The organism is Pseudomonas sp. WS 5071, assembly GCF_012985765.1.
Classification (GTDB): Bacteria; Pseudomonadota; Gammaproteobacteria; order Pseudomonadales; family Pseudomonadaceae; genus Aquipseudomonas; species Aquipseudomonas lundensis_A.
In genome coordinates this window covers 82,355-101,406 of sequence record NZ_JAAQWY010000006.1, presented here as the reverse complement: position 1 = coordinate 101,406, position 19,052 = coordinate 82,355, and the positions used below count along the sequence as shown (strand labels likewise).

Genomic DNA, 19,052 nt, shown 5'->3' with positions numbered 1-19,052 from the left:
CTATCCCGCCTTGTGCGGGTATTTTTTTGCTTGGAGAAAGCCACCATGTCCATTACCACGCAGCAACTGCTTCAGATCTTACCCAGCGCCGGCCAATTAGCCGGCGTTTTTGTTTCTGTCTTAAACACAGCGATGAACCGATACCAGATCGTGGGCCAGAAGCGTGTCGCGGCCTTCATCGCTCAGATCGGCCACGAATCAGGCCAACTCAAATACGTCAAAGAAATCTGGGGCCCAACTGCAGCCCAAGCCAGATATGAAGGCCGCGCCGACCTCGGCAACACCCACCTGGGTGACGGCTCCAAGTTTCGCGGCCGTGGCCTGATCCAGATCACCGGCCGCGCCAACTACAAAGCGTGCGGCGAAGCCCTGGGCCTTGATCTGATCAATCAACCCGAGCTGCTGGAGAAGCCGCAACACGCGTGCACGTCGGCGGCGTGGTTCTGGGCAACCCGAGGGCTGAACACCTTGGCGGACGCGGGCCAGTTCGAAACCATCAGCCGACGTATCAACGGAGGGCTGAATGGGCTGGCAGATCGTCAGATGCTATATGCGCGGGCGCTGAAGGTGCTGGTGTGATTCATTGGCGCTGGGCTGGCCTTGCTGTTTTGGTCGGGTGTTCCGTGTTTGCTACATGGAAAGTGGACGCCTGGCAGTACGGTAAGCAACTGGCCGATCTGAATGCGGCGTATCAAATGGCGCTTGCAGATATAGCCACTGCTGCCACTGAAGCGAGCGAGAAAGCCCGGCAGGTTGAATGGAACCGCCAACGAACTATTGACCAGGTGCGCGCTGATGCAACTCACCAGAAACAGAAAGACGATGCTCTTGCTGCTGAGCAGCGCGCTGACAATGACAGCCTGCGCGATCAAACCCGTCAGCTACTTGCCGACAAGTCCATCCTCAATACCCGCCTTGCCCAGCGAGGCAAGACAATTAACGACCTTGTCGATCTGCTCGCCGAGCTGCGATCAGAAGCTGATGGATATGCGGGAGAATTGGCGGCAGCGCTTGCAGCAAGTCGTCGGGCCGGATTTTCCTGCGAGCGATCCTACGACGCCCTGACTGAAGACTCCCGCTGAACGGGCCTTTATTCGACAGTGGCTACCTGATACAAATGCTGTTTATTTATACAGTTTAAATATGAATCAGCACATATCAGACCCACTGGCTGAATGGAAAGCCGCCATCAGGATGCCAACTGACCTGATCACCGATCCTGATGAGGGTTGGAAGAAGCTTGTAGCCTTGGCAAAACTGGCCCATGTACGCCGACAGGTTGACGCGGGAGAGCTATCGGACATGCTTGAGATTTCTGATGCGGCCAGATTATGGGCTTTGGTTGAGTGGGAAGAGGCATATCTAATGGGGCTGTTTCTTGAAGAGCCTGAGCTCAATGGCGACAAGCTGCCACTTTTTGAGCCAAAACTAGGGGCAGGATAGGCATCGGAAAAATTGGTTTCTGGTCCTGCCGCGAATGATGGGCTGTACGCGGCATTTCCCTCCTTATATATAGAAGCCTCGATCTCATATCGAGGCTAAGGGGTTGGAGTTGTTCGCAGCGGTGGAATTTCTACGCACATCCTCTTTTGTGTAACAATACCAGCAGGTTAGGGTGTCTTCTCGGGCTCCCAGCGAGCGCATTTTAGTACAGTGGTCAGTACATTGGTTTTGCGGTCTGCTTTGCAGGCCGCGTACGGCAAGGGATTCAGGCTTTGATTTGATTCCCTCCGTCCGCACCAAATTAGTGGTTCGTCCACTTGCTGAAAAAGGCGCAGCACCTGAAAAGGGCTGCGCTTTTTTCGTTTTTGCGTTTTCAATTTTCAAACGCTAGCAGTCGTGCTAAAGAGTCGAGCTTGTTGAGTCCGGATGTATGGCTGGATGGAGCCCTCTATATAGACAGAAGGCTCTGGTTCAGCAATTAGGGTTAAAAGTTGTGTTTCCGGGAGTAAGCGAATGCTTGCTGCTCCTTCTTAATACGCCTGCTGTTTCCATGTACAAATGCGGTAGGGTGACTTCTTGAGTTTGACCCACTAGAATGCATGCCCTTGATTATGGGGTCGGAAACGGCCGGCTAACGTCTGTGCAACGAGGAATATCCATGCAAGTTTCTGTTGAAAATACTTCCGCTCTTGAGCGTCGCATGACCATTGGCGTGCCAGCTGAGCGAATTGAGGCTGAAGTCAACAAGCGTCTGCAACAGACTGCCCAAAAGGCCAAGATCCCGGGCTTTCGTCCAGGCAAAGTGCCAATGAGCGTGATCCGTCAGCGTTACGAAGCTGATGCACGTCAAGAAGCACTGGGCAACATCATCCAGGCTTCTTTTTATGAAGCAGTGGTTGAGCAAAAGCTGAACCCGGCGGGTCAGCCATCGGTAGAGCCTAAAGTCTTTGAAAAAGGCAAGGATCTGGAATACATCGCCACTTTCGAAGTTTTCCCGGAATTCGAAGTGACCGGTCTGGATACTATTGCTGTCGAACGCCTCAGTGCGGAAGTGGCTGATGCTGATCTGGACAAAATGCTGGAAGTCCTGCGCAAGCAGAACACTCGTTTTGAAGTCACTGAGCGTGCCGCACAAAACGAAGACCAACTGAATATCGATTTCGTTGGCAAGGTTGACGGCGAAGTATTCGCTGGCGGTTCTGCCAAAGGCACTCAGCTGGTTCTGGGTTCGGGTCGTATGATCCCGGGTTTCGAAGAAGGTCTGGTGGGCGCTAAGGCGGGCGAAGAGCGCGTTCTGACCCTGACATTCCCTGAGGATTATCAGAACCTTGATCTGGCAGGCAAAACTGCCGAGTTCACTGTGACGGTCAACACCGTTTCTGAGCCAAAGCTGCCTGAGTTGAATGAAGAGTTCTTCGCTCAGTTCGGTATCAAAGAGACAGGCCTTGAAGGTTTCCGCGCCGAAGTTCGTAAGAACATGGAGCGTGAGCTGCGTCAGGCGATTAAGTCCAAGGTTAAGAACCAGGTGATGGAAGGCCTGCTGGCTGCCAACCCGATCGAAGTGCCGAAGGCGCTGTTGTCGAGCGAAGTTGACCGTCTGCGCGTTCAGGCCGTTCAGCAGTTCGGCGGCAATATCAAGCCGGATCAACTGCCAGCCGAGCTGTTCGAAGAGCAAGCCAAGCGTCGCGTTGTACTGGGTCTAATCGTGGCCGAGGTGGTTAAGCAGTTCGATCTGAAGCCAGACGAAGATCGCGTTCGTGAAATGATTCAGGAAATGGCTTCTGCTTACCAAGAGCCGGAGCAGGTTGTGGCCTGGTACTACAAAAATGACCAGCAATTGAACGAAGTTCGTTCGGTTGTGCTGGAAGAACAAGTTGTGGATACTGTTCTGCAGAAGGCTAAGGTGACCGACAAGTCGGTCTCTTACGAAGAAGCTGTCAAGCCGGTGGAAGCTCCACAAGCCGACTGATTTCAGATTCGTTTGAAAACACAACCATAAGCCAGCCTCGAGCTGGCTTATGCGTATTCAAGACAGAACTATTTGGGAGTGACTGCAGGACATGTCCCGCAATTCTTATATGCAGCAGAACTCTGACATTCAAGCCGCTGGCGGCTTGGTCCCGATGGTTGTTGAGCAGTCCGCCCGTGGCGAGCGCGCCTATGACATTTATTCGCGCCTGTTGAAGGAGCGAATCATCTTCCTGGTGGGCCCTGTAGAAGACTACATGGCCAACCTGGTAGCGGCGCAACTGCTCTTCCTTGAAGCCGAAAACCCGGACAAGGACATCCATCTTTACATCAACTCCCCTGGTGGCTCGGTAACCGCAGGTATGTCGATCTACGACACCATGCAGTTCATCAAGCCTGACGTGTCGACCATTTGTATCGGTCAGGCATGCAGCATGGGGGCATTCCTGCTGGCTGGTGGTGCGCCGGGCAAGCGTCATTGCTTGCCAAATTCGCGAATGATGATTCACCAGCCACTGGGCGGTTTCCAGGGTCAGGCGTCGGATATCGACATTCATGCCAAGGAAATCCTCAACATCCGTCATCGTTTGAACTCGCTGTTGGCGCATCACACGGGTCAATCCCTCGAGACCATCGAGCGTGACACCGAGCGTGACAACTTCATGAGTGCCGAGCGTGCAGCCGAATATGGCTTGATCGACTCGGTGTTCAGCAAGCGTCAAATGCCCGCTTAAGCAGCTCAAATGTAGGTGGCTGGTTTTTCCGGTCACCTGTGGGCTTGAAAAAGCCTGCAGTTGCCTTCATCTTGTGTTGCAAGCCTATCGGATTTGGATCGATCGAATGACTGACACCCGCAACGGCGAGGACAACGGCAAATTGCTCTATTGCTCCTTCTGTGGCAAAAGCCAGCATGAAGTGCGCAAATTGATTGCCGGCCCCTCGGTCTTTATCTGCGACGAATGCGTTGACCTGTGCAATGACATCATCCGTGAGGAGGTGCAGGAAGCCCAGGCCGAGAGCAGCGCGCATAAATTACCATCGCCAAAAGAAATCAGCGGCATCCTTGATCAGTATGTAATCGGTCAGGAACGTGCCAAAAAGGTTTTGGCTGTAGCGGTTTATAACCACTACAAGCGTCTTAACCAGCGTGACAAAAAGAACGACGACGTCGAACTGGGCAAGAGTAATATCCTGCTTATCGGTCCTACTGGTTCGGGTAAAACCCTGCTGGCAGAGACCTTGGCTCGTTTGCTGAATGTACCTTTCACCATTGCAGATGCGACCACGCTGACTGAAGCGGGTTACGTAGGTGAAGACGTTGAAAATATCATTCAGAAGCTGTTGCAGAAGTGCGATTACGATGTAGAGAAAGCTCAGATGGGCATTGTCTACATCGACGAAATCGACAAGATCTCGCGTAAATCTGACAATCCGTCCATTACCCGGGATGTTTCCGGTGAAGGCGTGCAGCAGGCGCTTTTGAAGCTGATCGAAGGTACAGTGGCCTCCGTTCCGCCCCAAGGCGGTCGCAAGCATCCTCAGCAAGAGTTTTTGCAGGTTGATACCCGCAACATTCTCTTTATCTGTGGCGGCGCTTTCTCCGGTCTGGAAAAAGTCGTTCAGGCTCGCTCCACGCGCGGCGGTATTGGCTTCAGTGCTGAAGTTCGCAGCAAGGAAGAGGGCAAGAAGGTGGGTGAATCCCTGCGTGAGGTCGAGCCTGACGATTTGGTCAAGTTTGGTCTGATTCCGGAATTCGTAGGTCGTCTCCCTGTTCTGGCGACGCTTGATGAGCTTGACGAAGCTGCACTGATGCAGATTCTCACTGAGCCTAAAAATGCGTTGACCAAGCAGTATGGCAAGTTGTTCGAGATGGAAGGTGTTGATCTTGAATTTCGTGCCGATGCGCTTAAAGCTGTCGCCAAGCGTGCACTTGAACGCAAAACAGGTGCTCGCGGTCTGCGTTCGATTCTGGAAGGCGTACTGCTCGACACCATGTATGAAATCCCCTCGCAGTCCGAGGTGAGTAAAGTGGTGATCGATGAAAGCGTTATTGAAGGCAAGTCCAAGCCATTGTTGATTTATGAAAACAACGATGCGACTGCCAAGGCTGCACCAGACGCGTAAATGTGTAGCTCTTTGTTACATGGTGCGTGTTTAACAAAGGGGCCTTCGGGCCCCTTTGTTTTTACTGCCTATCAACGCTTGTTTTTTTTAGAGACTGCCCCCATCTTGGCTTCAAGCTTACTTCCATCTGATTACGGCCGTATGGCCGCCGTAGAGGCGAAATCATGAAGACAACCATCGAATTGCCTCTCCTGCCGTTGCGTGATGTTGTTGTGTATCCGCACATGGTGATCCCACTGTTCGTGGGACGCGAGAAGTCGATCGAGGCCCTCGAGGCTGCGATGACGGGCGACAAGCAAATCCTGCTGTTGGCTCAAAAAAATCCTGCTGACGATGATCCCAGTGCCGATGCACTTTATGGCGTAGGTACGATTGCCACTGTTTTGCAGTTGCTGAAGCTGCCAGACGGTACCGTTAAGGTTCTGGTCGAGGGAGAGCAGCGTGGCGCTGTGGAAAAATTTGGGCAAGCTGATGGCTACTTGAGCGCCGAAGTTTCCTTGATTGAAGAAGCGGCTGCGCCTGAGCGTGAGTCCGAAGTATTTGTACGCAGCCTGCTCTCGCAATTTGAGCAGTATGTGCAGTTGGGCAAAAAAGTACCGGCTGAGGTGTTGTCATCGCTTAACAGCATTGATGAGCCTAGCCGTCTGGTCGATACGATGGCTGCCCACATGGTACTCAAGATCGAACAGAAGCAGGAAATTCTCGAAATTATTGATCTGCAAACCCGGGTTGAGCATGTACTTGCTTTGCTGGACGCCGAAATTGATCTGCTGCAGGTCGAAAAGCGCATTCGCGGCCGTGTCAAAAAGCAGATGGAGCGCAGTCAGCGCGAGTACTACCTGAATGAGCAGATGAAGGCCATTCAGAAAGAGCTCGGTGATGGCGACGAAGGCCACAACGAAATTGAAGAGCTGAAAAAGCGCATCGATGCAGCCGGGCTGCCAAAAGATGCCATGGCCAAAGCCCAGGCTGAGCTTAATAAGCTTAAGCAGATGTCTCCGATGTCGGCAGAAGCCACCGTAGTTCGCTCTTACATCGACTGGCTGGTTCAGGTGCCCTGGAAAGCTCAGAGCAAAGTACGCCTGGACCTCAAGCGTGCTGAAGACATCCTTGATGCTGACCATTATGGTCTAGAGGAAGTTAAAGAGCGGATTCTTGAATATCTCGCCGTGCAAAAGCGGGTGAAGAAAATCCGCGGACCGGTGCTGTGCCTGGTGGGGCCTCCGGGTGTCGGTAAAACCTCGCTTGCCGAGTCGATTGCCCACGCAACCAATCGTAAGTTCGTGCGTATGGCTTTGGGTGGTGTGCGTGACGAGGCTGAAATTCGTGGTCATCGTCGTACCTATATCGGTTCGATGCCCGGTCGATTGATTCAAAAGATGACCAAGGTGGGGGTTCGTAATCCGCTGTTCTTGCTCGATGAAATCGACAAAATGGGCAGTGATATGCGTGGCGATCCCGCTTCGGCATTGCTCGAAGTACTCGATCCTGAGCAAAACCACAACTTCAACGACCATTACCTCGAGGTTGACTACGACCTGTCCGATGTAATGTTCCTGTGCACCTCCAACTCCATGAACATTCCGCCAGCCTTGCTGGACCGGATGGAGGTGATTCGTCTGCCGGGTTATACCGAAGACGAAAAAATCAACATCGCTGTCAAATACCTTGCACCCAAGCAAATCGAGGCCAACGGTCTTAAAAAAGGCGAATTGGCATTCGACAACGAAGCCATTCGCGACATCATCCGTTATTACACCCGTGAAGCGGGTGTGCGGGGGCTTGAGCGTCAAATTGCCAAGATCTGCCGTAAGGCGGTCAAAGAGCATGCATTGGAGAAACGCTTCTCTGTTGTGGTGACGTCTGATTTGCTGGAGCACTTTTTAGGTGTAAGAAAATTCAGTTATGGCTTGGCCGAGCAGCAAGATCAGATTGGTCAGGTTACCGGTCTTGCCTGGACTCAGGTTGGTGGCGAACTGTTGACGATTGAAGCCGCTGTGGTGCCGGGTAAAGGTCAACTGATCAAGACCGGCTCGCTTGGCGATGTAATGGTCGAGTCGATTACGGCAGCACTTACGGTCGTGCGCAGTCGCGCTAAAAGTCTCGGTATCCCGTTGGATTTTCACGAGAAACGCGACATTCACATCCATATGCCCGAAGGTGCTACGCCTAAGGACGGCCCAAGCGCGGGTGTCGGGATGTGCACCGCTTTGGTCTCCGCCCTGACGCTGATTCCAGTGCGCGCAGATGTTGCGATGACGGGTGAAATTACTCTACGTGGTCAGGTATTGGCCATTGGAGGCTTGAAGGAAAAACTATTGGCTGCTCACCGCGGTGGGATCAAGACAGTAATTATTCCCGAAGAAAATGTCCGTGATCTGAAGGAAATTCCTGACAACATCAAACAGGATCTTCAAATCAAACCGGTTAAATGGATTGACGAAGTCCTGCAAATTGCGCTGCAATACGCGCCGGAGCCCTTGCCGGATGTGGCTTCCGAGATTGTCGCCAAGGAAGACAAACGAGAGTCTGACTCTAAGGAAAGAATTAGCACGCATTAATACGGATTCGCCTGAGGGGCTTTCTTGACGCTTTTTAGAGCCCTTGTTATAAAGCGGCTCTATAAGTGTCCGTAAGTGCTTCAGCAGTCGTTTTGCTTTTACCAAAAACTTTAGAAACATACTCAGATAGATATAAGGGGACTTAGAGTGAACAAGTCGGAACTGATTGATGCTATCGCTGCATCTGCTGATATCCCGAAAGCTGCTGCTGGCCGTGCGCTGGACGCAGTAATCGAATCCGTCACTGGCGCTCTTAAGGCTGGCGACTCTGTGGTACTGGTTGGCTTTGGTACTTTTTCTGTAACCGATCGTCCTGCTCGTACTGGTCGTAACCCACAGACCGGTAAAACGCTGGAAATTCCAGCTGCTAAAAAGCCAGGTTTCAAAGCCGGTAAAGCGCTGAAAGAAGCCGTTAACTGAGTTTCTGTTACACCTTTTACCCAACCGGGTCAGGCGCACGCCAGGCTTGGCAGCGGAGCGGTAGTGCGGTCGGTGGCAACATCGATCTGTTACGCCGGGGGTCGCGGGTTCGAGCCCGGTCCGCTCCGCCAGTTACGAGAAGGCGCATCCTCGGATGCGCCTTTCTTCTATCCGGACTCTACCCACGCTCCACGGTTGTTCATTAAGCAAGACCGTTTCTGGGGGAAGCATGCTGCAAAATATCAGGGACAATTCACAAGGCTGGATTGCCAAGACCATCATCGGTGTCATCGTCGCGTTAATGGCGTTGACCGGTTTCGATGCCATTTTTCAAGCCACTTCGACCAGCAAGGATGCAGCCAAGGTTAACGGTGAAGAAATCACTCAAACCGAGCTGAGCCAGGCCGTCGACATGCAACGTCGTCAGCTGATGCAGCAACTTGGCAAGGATTTTGACGCCTCGCTTTTGGACGAGAAAATGCTGCGCGAATCGGCCCTCAAAGGGTTGATCGACCGCAAGCTGTTGTTGCAAGGTGCCAACCAGTCGAAGTTCTCCTTCTCTGAAGCCGCTCTGGATCAAGTGATTCTGCAAACGCCTGAGTTCCAGGTGGATGGCAAATTCAGCCCTGAGCGTTTCGATCAGGTAATCCGCCAGTTGGGTTACGGCCGTCTGCAATTCCGCGGCATGCTGGCCGAAGAAATGCTGATTGGTCAGTTGCGTGCCGGTTTGGCAGGCAGTGGTTTCGTGACCGATGAGCAAGTCAACGCCTTCGCCCGTCTTGAAAAGCAGACCCGCGATTTCGATTCGCTGAACATCAAGGCCGATCCGGCTGCGGTGAAATTGAGCGATGACGAGATCAAGGCCTACTACGACAAGCACGCCAAAGAGTTCATGACGCCGGATCAGGTCGTGATCGATTACATCGAATTGAAGAAATCCTCTTTCTTTGATCAGGTGGCGGTCAAAGATGACGAGCTCCAAGCGCTTTATCAGAAAGAAATCGCCAACTTGGCCGAGCAACGTCGTGGCGCGCACATTCTGATTGAAGTCACCGACAAGGTCAGCGACGAGCAAGCCAAGGCCAAAATCACTGAGATTCAACAACGTCTGGCCAAGGGCGAAAGCTTCGAGGTATTGGCCAAGGAGTTCTCTCAGGATCCGGGTTCGGCTGCCAATGGCGGTGATCTTGGTTTCGCAGGTCCGGGTGTTTACGACCCGGTATTCGAGACAGCCCTTTATGCGTTGAGCAAAGACCAGGTGTCCGAGCCAGTTCGTACGAGCTTTGGCTACCACTTGATCAAATTGTTGGATGTGGAAGCGCCCGAGGTTCCGACCTTTGCCAGCCTCAAAGACAAGCTGACGCGTGACCTGAAAACACAACAGGTTGAACAACGCTTTGTCGATGCCAGCAAGCAGCTGGAAGATTCGGCATTTGAAGCCTCTGATCTGGCTCAGCCAGCCCAGGAGCTGAAGTTGACCGTGCACACATCCGCACCGTTTGGTCGTGAAGGCGGAGAGGGTGTTGCAGCCAACCGCGCTGTGGTCCAGGCCGCATTCAGTACTGAAGTGATGGATGAGGGGGCGAACAGCTCTGCCATTGAGCTTGATCCTGAAACCGTTGTTGTGTTGCGCGTCAAGGAGCACCGCAAACCGGAGCAATTGCCTCTGGAAGCTGTCGCTTCGAGCATTCGTGCACAACTGGTGAAAGAGCACGCCAGTGCTGAGGCCAAAACCAAGGCTGAGGAAATCATTAAAGGTCTGCGTGATGGTAAGTTGCCGTTGAATCAGCCGATTGATGGTCACTCCTGGAAAGTTGAGGAAGCGGTTGCCCGAGGTCAGGAAGGTATCGATCCGGCTGTCTTGCAAGCCGTGTTCCGCATGCCTAAACCAGCATCTAAGGACAAGCCGACCTTCAGCAGCGTCACCCTGGCTGATGGCAGTGTTGTCGTGCTGCGCTTAAATGGTGTGAATGACGGTGCCCAGCCGACAGAAGAAGAGAAAGCTACGTATCGTCGCGTTCTTGCTTCGCGGGCTGGTCAGCAGGACTTCGCAGCCTTCCGTAAGCAGTTGGAAAACGAGGCCAAAGTCGAGCGCTACTAAGGCGTGAGATCAAGCATTTAGCCTCAATTGAAATGGCCGCTCATCGAGCGGCCATTTTTTTAGCCTTAAAACAGGCCTGTCTTCGCTACTGGATTCAGAGAGGGGAGTGGGATCATCCCGTCATCAGGGCGCTGCCGCATTGCGACGCATGATGCTTGGGCCGAGCAGGAAGCGTTCCTGCCTTAAACGCAAAACGCCCGATGCAGTGGCTGCACCGGGCGTTTTACAGGCAGTGACAGCGAAGACTTATTCTTCGATGTTGCCCATTGCGGTGGTGTTGAAGCCGCCGTCTACGTACATGATTTCGCCGCTGATGCCCGACGCCAGGTCGGAGCACAGGAAGGCGCCGGCATTGCCGACTTCATCAATGGTCACGTTGCGACGCAGAGGCGTTTGAGCTTCGTTGGCGGCCAGCATTTTACGGAAGTTCTTGATGCCGGAAGCAGCCAAGGTGCGGATCGGTCCAGCCGATACGCAGTTAACGCGTGTACCTTCCGGGCCCAGGCTACCAGCCAGGTAACGAACACCCGCTTCCAGGCTGGCTTTTGCCATGCCCATAACGTTGTAGTTAGGCATGGTACGTTCTGCGCCCAAGTAAGACAGGGTCAGCAGGCTGCCATTGCGGCCTTTCATCATCGGGCGGCCAGCCTTGGCCAGGGCCACGAAGCTGTAGGCGCTGATGTCGTGAGCGATGCGGAAACCCTCACGGGTGGTGGCGTCGGTGAAGTCGCCATCCAGCTGGTCGCCCGGAGCGAAGCCTACGGAGTGAACGATGCAGTCCAGACCATCCCACTTCTTGCTCAGGTCTTCGAAAACCTTGGCAATTTCTTCATCGCTGGCAACGTCGCAAGGGAAGCAAAGCTCAGGGCTTGAGCCCCAACCTGCGGCAAACTCTTCAACGCGGCCTTTCAGCTTTTCGTTCTGATAAGTGAAAGCAAGTTCAGCGCCTTCACGGTGCATGGCGGCAGCAATGCCAGAAGCGATGGACAATTTGCTAGCGACACCGACGATCAGGACGCGCTTACCGGCGAGAAAACCCATGTGTTGTTCCTCTATCAGATTAATCGACAGCCACTGGCGCCAAAAAGGCGGCTTCCAGCAGCTGCTGTGTATATGGATGTTGCGGTGAGGCAAAAATAGAAGATGCCTCACCTTGTTCGACCACTTGGCCTTGCTTGACCACCATCAATTGGTGGCTCAGCGCTTTGACTACCGCCAAATCATGGCTGATAAACAAATACGTCAGGTTGTACTTGGCTTGCAGAGCACGCAAGAGCTCGACGACTTGGCGTTGGACTGTTCTGTCCAACGCAGAGGTTGGCTCGTCCAGCAAAATCAACGCTGGCTTCAACACTAACGCGCGGGCAATGGCGATTCTCTGCCGCTGTCCACCTGAAAACTCGTGAGGGTAACGGTGCCGGGTTTCAGGATCCAGGCCTACTTCACGCAACGCCTCAATAATTGCCACTTCCTGCTCTTGAGCGGTGCCCATGCCGTGAATGCGCAAGCCTTCACCGACAATTTCGCTGACGCTCATGCGCGGGCTGAGGCTGCCGTACGGGTCCTGAAACACCACCTGCATCTGTCGCCGCAACGGCCTGACGTCTTTCTGCGACAGGCAGTCTAGCTGCTTGTCCCCAAAATGAATCGTGCCGCGACTGGCAATCAGCCGCAAAATAGCCAGACCCAATGTCGATTTGCCCGATCCGCTTTCCCCCACAATGCCCAGCGTTTGGCCACGGGGCAGGCTGAAGTTGATGCCATCGACCGCTTTTACGTAATCAACGGTTTTGCGTAACAGCCCTTTTTTGATCGGAAACCAGACTCTCAAGTCTTCGACCTTCAGCAACGGCGGGCCCGCGACGGTATCAGCGGGGCCTCCGCTGGGTTCTGCACTGAGCAGTTCCCGGGTGTAAGGATGTTGCGGCGAACGGAACAGCTGTTCGCACGATGCTTGTTCGACGATGCAACCGCGCTGCATGACACATACTCTGTGAGCAATTCGTCGAACCAGGTTCAAATCGTGACTGATCAGTAACAGCGACATGCCCAGCCGGGCCTGCAAATCTTTGAGCAAATCGAGGATTTTGAGTTGCACGGTGACGTCCAGGGCCGTCGTGGGTTCATCGGCAATCAGCAGCTCAGGTTCATTGGCCAAGGCCATAGCAATCATTACGCGCTGTCTCTGGCCGCCCGAGAGCTCGTGTGGCAGGGCTTTCAGTCGTTTCCGTGGCTCGGGAATGCCTACCAGGTCCAGCAGCTCCAGCGTCCGCTCAGTGGCTGCCTTGCCCGTTAAACCCTTATGAAGACCCAGCACTTCATTGATCTGTTTTTCAATGCTATGCAGGGGATTTAGCGACGTCATCGGTTCTTGAAAAATCATGGCAATGCGGTTGCCGCGGATGTGCCTCAGTTTTTTCTCGTCCAGCGTCAGTAAGTCCTGCCCTGCATAGGTGATGCTGCCGCTGGGGTGACGGGCGATGGGGTAGGGCAGCAGCCTTAGGATCGAGTGCGCCGTTACCGATTTGCCTGAACCGCTTTCGCCTACCAGCGCCAGGGTTTCGCCCCGTTTGATGTCAAAACTGATGCCCTGTACCACACGCTGGGGTTGCTCCCCGGCGATGAATTCGACGGAAAGATCGCGCACTTCGATCAGATTGTCCTGCGTCATGTCATTTCCTCGGGTCGAAGGCATCGCGAGCGGACTCACCAATAAACACCAGCAAGCTGAGCATGATTGCCAGCACGGCAAATGCACTGATCCCCAGCCACGGCGCTTGCAGGTTGGATTTGCCCTGCGCAACCAGCTCGCCCAGCGACGGTGCTCCCGGCGGCAGGCCGAAGCCCAGAAAGTCCAACGCGGTCAGGGTGCCGATCGCACCGGTCAAAATGAATGGCATGAACGTCATGGTCGACACCATGGCGTTGGGCAAAATGTGCCGGTACATGATCGCCATGTCTTGCATCCCCAGTGCACGGGCTGCCCGCACATACTCCAGATTGCGTCCCCGCAGGAATTCGGCCCGCACAACATCCACCAGGCTCATCCATGAAAACAGCAGCATGATGCCCAACAGCCACCAGAAGTTGGGTTGTACAAAGCTGGCGAGAATGATCAGCAGGTACAGCACCGGCAAGCCCGACCAGATTTCCAGAAAACGCTGCCCGGCCAGATCGACCCAGCCGCCATAGAAGCCCTGCAGCGCGCCGGCAATCACACCGATGATGGAGCTCAAAACCGTCAGGGTCAGAGCGAACAGCACGGAAATCCGGAAGCCATAGATCACTCGCGCCAGCACATCACGCCCCTGGTCATCGGTGCCGAGCCAGTTTTCAGCTGATGGCGGTGCGGGTGCCGGGACTTTCAAGTCGTAGTTGATGCTCTGGTAGCTATACGGAATGGGGGGCCACAGCACCCAAGCATCCTTTTTTGCCAACAGTTCACGGATGTACGGGCTTTTGTAGTTGGCCTCCAGCGGGAACTCACCGCCAAAGTCGGTCTCGGGGTAGCGTTTGAGGGCGGGAAAGTACAGCTCGCCGTCATAGCTGATCACCAGTGGTTTGTCGTTGGCGATCAGTTCGGCGCCGAGGCTGAGAACGAACAGCACCAGAAAAATCCACAACGACCACCAGCCACGTTTATTGGCCTTAAAGCGTGCGAAGCGTCGCTTGTTAAGGGGCGATAAGGTCATCTCAATGCTCCCTGCTTTCAAAGTCGATGCGCGGATCAACCAGGGTGTATGAGAGGTCGCCAATCAGCTTCACCAGCAGGCCGACCAGCGTGAAGATGAACAGGGTGCCGAAAACCACGGGATAATCGCGGTTTATCGCCGCTTCAAAACTCATCAGTCCCAGCCCGTCCAACGAGAAAATCACCTCAACCAGTAACGAGCCGGTAAAAAAGATGCCGATAAAGGCAGACGGGAAACCGGCAATCACCAGCAACATCGCGTTGCGAAACACATGGCCATACAGCACCCGGTGATTGGTCAGCCCCTTCGCTTTTGCCGTCACCACATATTGTTTGTTGATCTCGTCCAAAAAGCTGTTTTTGGTCAGCAGGGTCATCGTGGCAAAGTTGCCGATCACCAGCGCGGTGACGGGCAGTGCCAAATGCCAAAAGTAATCCAGAATCTTGCCGCCCAGGCTCAGCTCTTCGAAGTTGTTGGACGTCAGGCCACGCAATGGAAACCAGTCCAGATAGCTGCCGCCCGCGAAAACCACAATCAGCAAAATAGCAAACAGGAAGGCCGGAATCGCATACCCGATGATAATTGCGGAACTGGTCCAGACATCGAAATGGCTACCGTGACGCGTGGCCTTGGCGATCCCCAGCGGAATCGACACCAGGTACATGATCAACGTGCTCCAAAGTCCGAGCGAGATCGAGACGGGCATTTTCTCCTTGATCAGGTCAATGACCTTGGCGTCCCTGAAAAAGCTTTCGCCGAAGTCCAGATGGGCGTAATTCTTGATCATGATCCACAGGCGCTCAGGAGCCGATTTGTCGAAGCCGTACATCTTTTCGATTTCTTGTATCAGCGCGGGGTCCAGTCCTTGAGCGCCGCGGTAGTTGGAGCCGGCCACCGACACTTCAGAGCCACCACCCGCAATGCGACTGGTGGCGCCGTCAAACCCTTCGAGCTTGGCAATCATCTGTTCAACAGGACCGCCCGGGGCGGCCTGAATGATGACGAAGTTGATCAGCAGAATCCCGAACAGTGTCGGAATGATCAGCAACAGTCGCCTGAATATATACGCCAGCATCTAGGGCTCCAGGCTTTCGCTTGTGGGTTGAGTGGAAGTAACCGGCTCGACCTCAGGCTTGACCCACCAGGTGGAGGTGCCGATGTCATACAGAGGGGTCACGGCGGGGTGGCCGATATGGTTGGAATACGCGACGCGCCAGGTTTTGATATGCCAGTTGGGAATCACATAGAAACCCCACTGCAACACGCGATCCAGTGCGCGGGCATGAGTGATCAGGCTCTGCCTCGAGTCGGCATGAATCAGCCCCTCGGTAAGTTGATCAATGGCCGGGTCTTTGAGCCCCATAAAGTTGCGGCTTCCCGGTTTTTCGGCGCTTTCAGACTCCCAGTACTCGCGTTGTTCACTGCCTGGCGAGCTGGATTGCGGGAAGCTGCCGATGATCATGTCGAAATCCCTCGAACGCAGGCGATTCAAGTACTGGGAAGGATCGACACGGCGAATCTGCACGTCGATGCCCAAATCGCTGAGGTTACGTTTGAACGGCAGCAAGATGCGTTCGAATTCGGTCTGCGCCAGCAGAAATTCGATTTTTACCGGCTTGCCCTCAGTGTCCACCATTTTGTCGTCGACGATGCGCCACCCGGCATCTTGTAACAGCTGATAGGCGCGGCGCTGCTGCTCGCGAATCATGCCACTGGCGTCAGTGACCGCAGGTTTGTACACCTCGGTAAACACTTTTTCGGGTATTTTTCCGCGCAAAGGCTCCAATATCGCCAGTTCTTCTTCAGTCGGTAGCGTTTTAGCGGCCATTTCGGAGTTTTCGAAATAGCTGCTGGTGCGCACATACGAACCGTTGAATAGCTGTTTATTGGCCCATTCAAAGTCGAACAGCAGGTTCAGGGCTTCACGCACCCGCACATCCTTAAACATCGGTCTACGCAGGTTGAAGATGAAACCCTGCATGCCGGTGGGGTTGGCGTTGCGGATTTCTTCTTTGATTAAACGGCCCTGTTTGACGGCAGGCACGTTGTAGGCGCCTGCCCAGTTTTTGGCGCTGATCTCCAGCCAGTAATCGAACTGACCGGCCTTGAGGGCTTCGAACGCCACGCTGTTGTCGCGGAAGTAGTCAATGGTGATGGCATCAAAGTTGTACAAGCCCTTGTTGATGGGCAGGTCTTTGCCCCAGTAGTCCTTGTTGCGTTCATAACGAATCGAGCGCCCCGGCTTGATCTCGGTGATGGTGTAAGGGCCGCTACCTACCGGTATTTCAAGATTGCCTTTGCTGAAATCGCGGGTTTCCCACCAGTGTTTAGGCAAAATCGGCAGTTGCCCGAGAATCAGCGGCAATTCGCGATTTTTGTTGTGTTTGAAGACGAATTTGACCTGCAAAGGATTTTCTTCGACCGCTTTTTCTACGTCGCTGTAATAGCCCTTGAACAGCGGCGAACCGCTTTTCATCAGGGTATCGAAGCTGAACACCACGTCTTCGGCGCGTATCGGGTGGCCGTCATTGAATTTGGCTTCGGGACGCAGGTAGAAACGTACCCAGCTGTTATCCGGAGCTTTTTCGATTTTTTCTGCGATCAGGCCGTATGAAGTAAAGGGCTCGTCGAGACTTTGGCGGGCCAGGGTGTCGTAGGTCAGGTCGATGTCATCGGCGGGAACGCCTTTGTTGATAAAGGGGTTCAGGCTGTCGAAAGTGCCCAGGGCGGATTTGCGGAAGGTACCGCCTTTGGGCGCGTCCGGGTTCACGTAATCGACGTGCTTGAAGTTGGCCGGGTATTTGGGCGGTTCGTCGTACAGGGTGAGGGCATGTTGCGGGGCGGCCAGCGCGAGGCAGCTGACACCGGCCAATAACAGGCCGCCAAGGGGCTTAAGCAAGGAACGCAAAGGCATCATTGGGATTTCTCCGTAGGCTTTAGCCACCACGCACTCAGGCCCAATGTGTAGGGCGGCGTAGTCACGAAGGCGAACCGATTGCGGTACGCCAGGCGGTGATAATTCAGATACCAGTTGGGAATGCTGTAGTACTGCCACAACAGGACACGATCCAGTGCCCGGCCAGCGGCCAATTGCTCTTCACGGGTTTGCGCGGCCAGCAGCTTTTCGAGCAATTGGTCGACAATCGGACTGGCCACGCCTGCATAGTTTTTGCTGCCCTTGACGTTGGCCTGGCTGGAGTGAAAGTACTGCCACTGTTCAAGGCCTGGGCTCAGGGTCTGGTCAAGGGTCATGAGGATCATGTCGAAATCGAACTGATCCAGACGTTGTTTGTACTGAGCCCGGTCCACCGTACGCAGGCGCGCTGCGATGCCGATGCTCGCCAAATTCTCCACGTACGGTTGAAGGATGCGCTCAAGGTTTGGATTTACCAGTAATATTTCGAAGGTCAGTGGTTTACCTTCGCTATTGATCAAGCGTTGATTCGAGAGTGTCCAGCCATTTTCGGCCAGCAGCGCCAACGCTCGGCGCATGGTTTCGCGCGGGATACCCTGGCCTTGTGTTTGAGGCAGGCTAAATGCTTTTTGGAACAACGCCGGGGGCAGCTGCGTGCGCCAGGGTGACAGCATCAGCCACTCATGCCCCTGTGGAATGCCACTGGCCGAAAAATCACTGTTAGGGTAGAAACTCGTCGCACGTTCATAGGCGCCATTGAACAGCGTGCGGTTGGTCCATTCAAAATCGAACATCAAGCCCATGGCTTCGCGCACGCCAGTCTGACTGAATGTGCTGCGCCGGCTGTTCATAAATAGCCCCTGGGTTTGAGTCGGGATGTGGTGGGGGATCTGCGCTTTGATCACATCGCCCCGGCGCACTGCCGGGAAGTTGTAGCCGTTGGCCCAATTTTTGGCCTGATGCTCGATATAAATGTCGAATTCACCGGCCTTGAAGGCTTCGAATGCCACGTCGCTGTCGCGATAAAACTCGACTTCAACCCGGTCAACGTTGTATTTGCCACGGTTGACCGGCAGGTTGGCGCCCCACCAGTTCTTGACGTGTTCAAACACCAGTTGCCGCCCCGGCGTGACTTTTGTAATTCGGTAGGGACCGCTGCCCAGCGGCGGTTCGAAAGTCGTGGCTTTAAAGTCGCGCTTGGCCCAGTAATGCTGGGGCAATACGGGAAGCTCGCCCATACGCAGGATCAGCAGCGGATTACCTGAACGCTTGAACACAAAGCGAATCCGTCTGGGCCCCAGAATGTCCACGCGTTGCACTTCTTGCAGGTTGGTGCGGTATTGCGGGTGACCTTCTTTGAGCAACAAGTTGTACGAAAACGCCACATCGTAGGCTGTAATGGGGGCGCCATCATGAAAGCGTGCTTCGGGCCTGAGATTAAAGACGACCCAACTGCGGTCTTCGTTGTATTCAACGGATTGTGCAATCAAGCCATAACTGGCGGTCGGCTCGTCCCCGGAAGGCGCGTATTGGCCCGTGCCCGCCATCAAGGTTTCATTCAGTTCGTTGACGCCGTACTGCAGGAAATTGGGCGTCGAAACCGGACTGGTGCCTTTGAAGGTGTAAGGGTTTAGCGTATCGAACGTGCCGAAGGCCATGACGTTGAGTGTGCCGCCCTTGGGCGCGTCAGGGTTCACCCAATCGAAGTGGGTAAACGTGGCTGGGTATTTGAGGGTGCCGAACTGGGCATAACCATGGCTTTCGCTGAGGGTTGCGCCGGCGGGAGAGCTCAAGGCCAGGCAGAGAAGTAACGGGAGGAGGGGACGCAT

General features: G+C 54.3%; 15 protein-coding genes. 9 read left to right on the top strand and 6 right to left on the bottom strand.

Translation table 11 applies throughout. The features are described 5' to 3' along the window. Positions 1 to 45 precede the first annotated feature (45 nt). From HBN61_RS05400 to HBN61_RS05360, 9 genes are all read left to right on the top strand, one after another. On the top strand, positions 46 to 579 hold the full coding sequence (locus HBN61_RS05400; protein WP_170046291.1) for a glycoside hydrolase family 19 protein: 534 nt from the start codon (positions 46 to 48) through the stop codon (positions 577 to 579). Then, positions 576 to 1,082 carry a DUF2514 family protein gene (locus HBN61_RS05395; RefSeq protein WP_170046290.1) on the top strand — a complete coding sequence of 169 codons (507 nt, stop codon included), beginning with the start codon at positions 576 to 578 and terminating at the stop codon, positions 1,080 to 1,082. The genes HBN61_RS05400 and HBN61_RS05395 overlap by 4 nt, the downstream gene beginning before the upstream one ends. Before the next feature lie 61 nt (positions 1,083 to 1,143). Next, positions 1,144 to 1,443, top strand: a complete 300-nt coding sequence (locus HBN61_RS05390) for a hypothetical protein (RefSeq protein ID WP_170046289.1) — start codon at positions 1,144 to 1,146, stop codon at positions 1,441 to 1,443. Positions 1,444 to 2,101: 658 nt separating this feature from the next. Next, positions 2,102 to 3,412, top strand: coding sequence for a trigger factor (gene tig / locus HBN61_RS05385; protein WP_047276601.1), 1,311 nt, complete (start codon positions 2,102 to 2,104; stop codon positions 3,410 to 3,412). 91 nt (positions 3,413 to 3,503) lie between these two features. Further along, on the top strand, positions 3,504 to 4,145 hold the full coding sequence (clpP, locus tag HBN61_RS05380; RefSeq protein ID WP_094993481.1) for an ATP-dependent Clp endopeptidase proteolytic subunit ClpP: 642 nt from the start codon (positions 3,504 to 3,506) through the stop codon (positions 4,143 to 4,145). Between the two features lie 106 nt (positions 4,146 to 4,251). Beyond that, positions 4,252 to 5,535 carry an ATP-dependent Clp protease ATP-binding subunit ClpX gene (gene clpX / locus HBN61_RS05375; protein WP_047276597.1) on the top strand — a complete coding sequence of 428 codons (1,284 nt, stop codon included), beginning with the start codon at positions 4,252 to 4,254 and terminating at the stop codon, positions 5,533 to 5,535. Between the two features lie 164 nt (positions 5,536 to 5,699). Then, a complete protein-coding gene (gene lon / locus HBN61_RS05370; protein WP_170046288.1) occupies positions 5,700 to 8,096 on the top strand; it encodes an endopeptidase La in 2,397 nt (798 codons plus the stop codon). Positions 8,097 to 8,243: 147 nt separating this feature from the next. After that, complete coding sequence (locus HBN61_RS05365; protein ID WP_003183171.1) at positions 8,244 to 8,516, top strand: HU family DNA-binding protein; 273 nt, start codon at positions 8,244 to 8,246, stop codon at positions 8,514 to 8,516. Positions 8,517 to 8,745: 229 nt separating this feature from the next. Beyond that, complete coding sequence (locus HBN61_RS05360; RefSeq protein ID WP_170046287.1) at positions 8,746 to 10,617, top strand: SurA N-terminal domain-containing protein; 1,872 nt, start codon at positions 8,746 to 8,748, stop codon at positions 10,615 to 10,617. A 246-nt stretch (positions 10,618 to 10,863) separates the two neighbouring features. On the opposite strand, the gene fabI is transcribed toward HBN61_RS05360, so the two are convergent. Genes fabI through HBN61_RS05330 form a run of 6 tightly spaced genes read right to left on the bottom strand, consistent with a single transcriptional unit; the run spans position 10,864 to position 19,052 of the window. Then, on the bottom strand, positions 10,864 to 11,658 hold the full coding sequence (gene fabI / locus HBN61_RS05355) for an enoyl-ACP reductase FabI (RefSeq protein ID WP_047276587.1): 795 nt from the start codon (positions 11,656 to 11,658) through the stop codon (positions 10,864 to 10,866). 19 nt (positions 11,659 to 11,677) lie between these two features. Beyond that, positions 11,678 to 13,288, bottom strand: a complete 1,611-nt coding sequence (locus tag HBN61_RS05350) for an ABC transporter ATP-binding protein (protein ID WP_169965186.1) — start codon at positions 13,286 to 13,288, stop codon at positions 11,678 to 11,680. A 1-nt stretch (position 13,289) separates the two neighbouring features. Continuing rightward, entirely contained in the window at positions 13,290 to 14,309 is a 1,020-nt protein-coding gene (locus HBN61_RS05345; RefSeq protein ID WP_094993476.1) for an ABC transporter permease, read from the bottom strand. A 1-nt stretch (position 14,310) separates the two neighbouring features. Continuing rightward, the gene (locus HBN61_RS05340; RefSeq protein ID WP_170046286.1) at positions 14,311 to 15,384 is read right to left on the bottom strand and encodes a microcin C ABC transporter permease YejB; all 1,074 of its coding nucleotides are present in this window, start codon (positions 15,382 to 15,384) and stop codon (positions 14,311 to 14,313) included. Then, entirely contained in the window at positions 15,385 to 17,226 is a 1,842-nt protein-coding gene (locus HBN61_RS05335) for an extracellular solute-binding protein (RefSeq protein WP_170046285.1), read from the bottom strand. Then, positions 17,223 to 19,052, bottom strand: a complete 1,830-nt coding sequence (locus HBN61_RS05330) for an extracellular solute-binding protein (protein WP_094993473.1) — start codon at positions 19,050 to 19,052, stop codon at positions 17,223 to 17,225. The genes HBN61_RS05335 and HBN61_RS05330 overlap by 4 nt, the downstream gene beginning before the upstream one ends.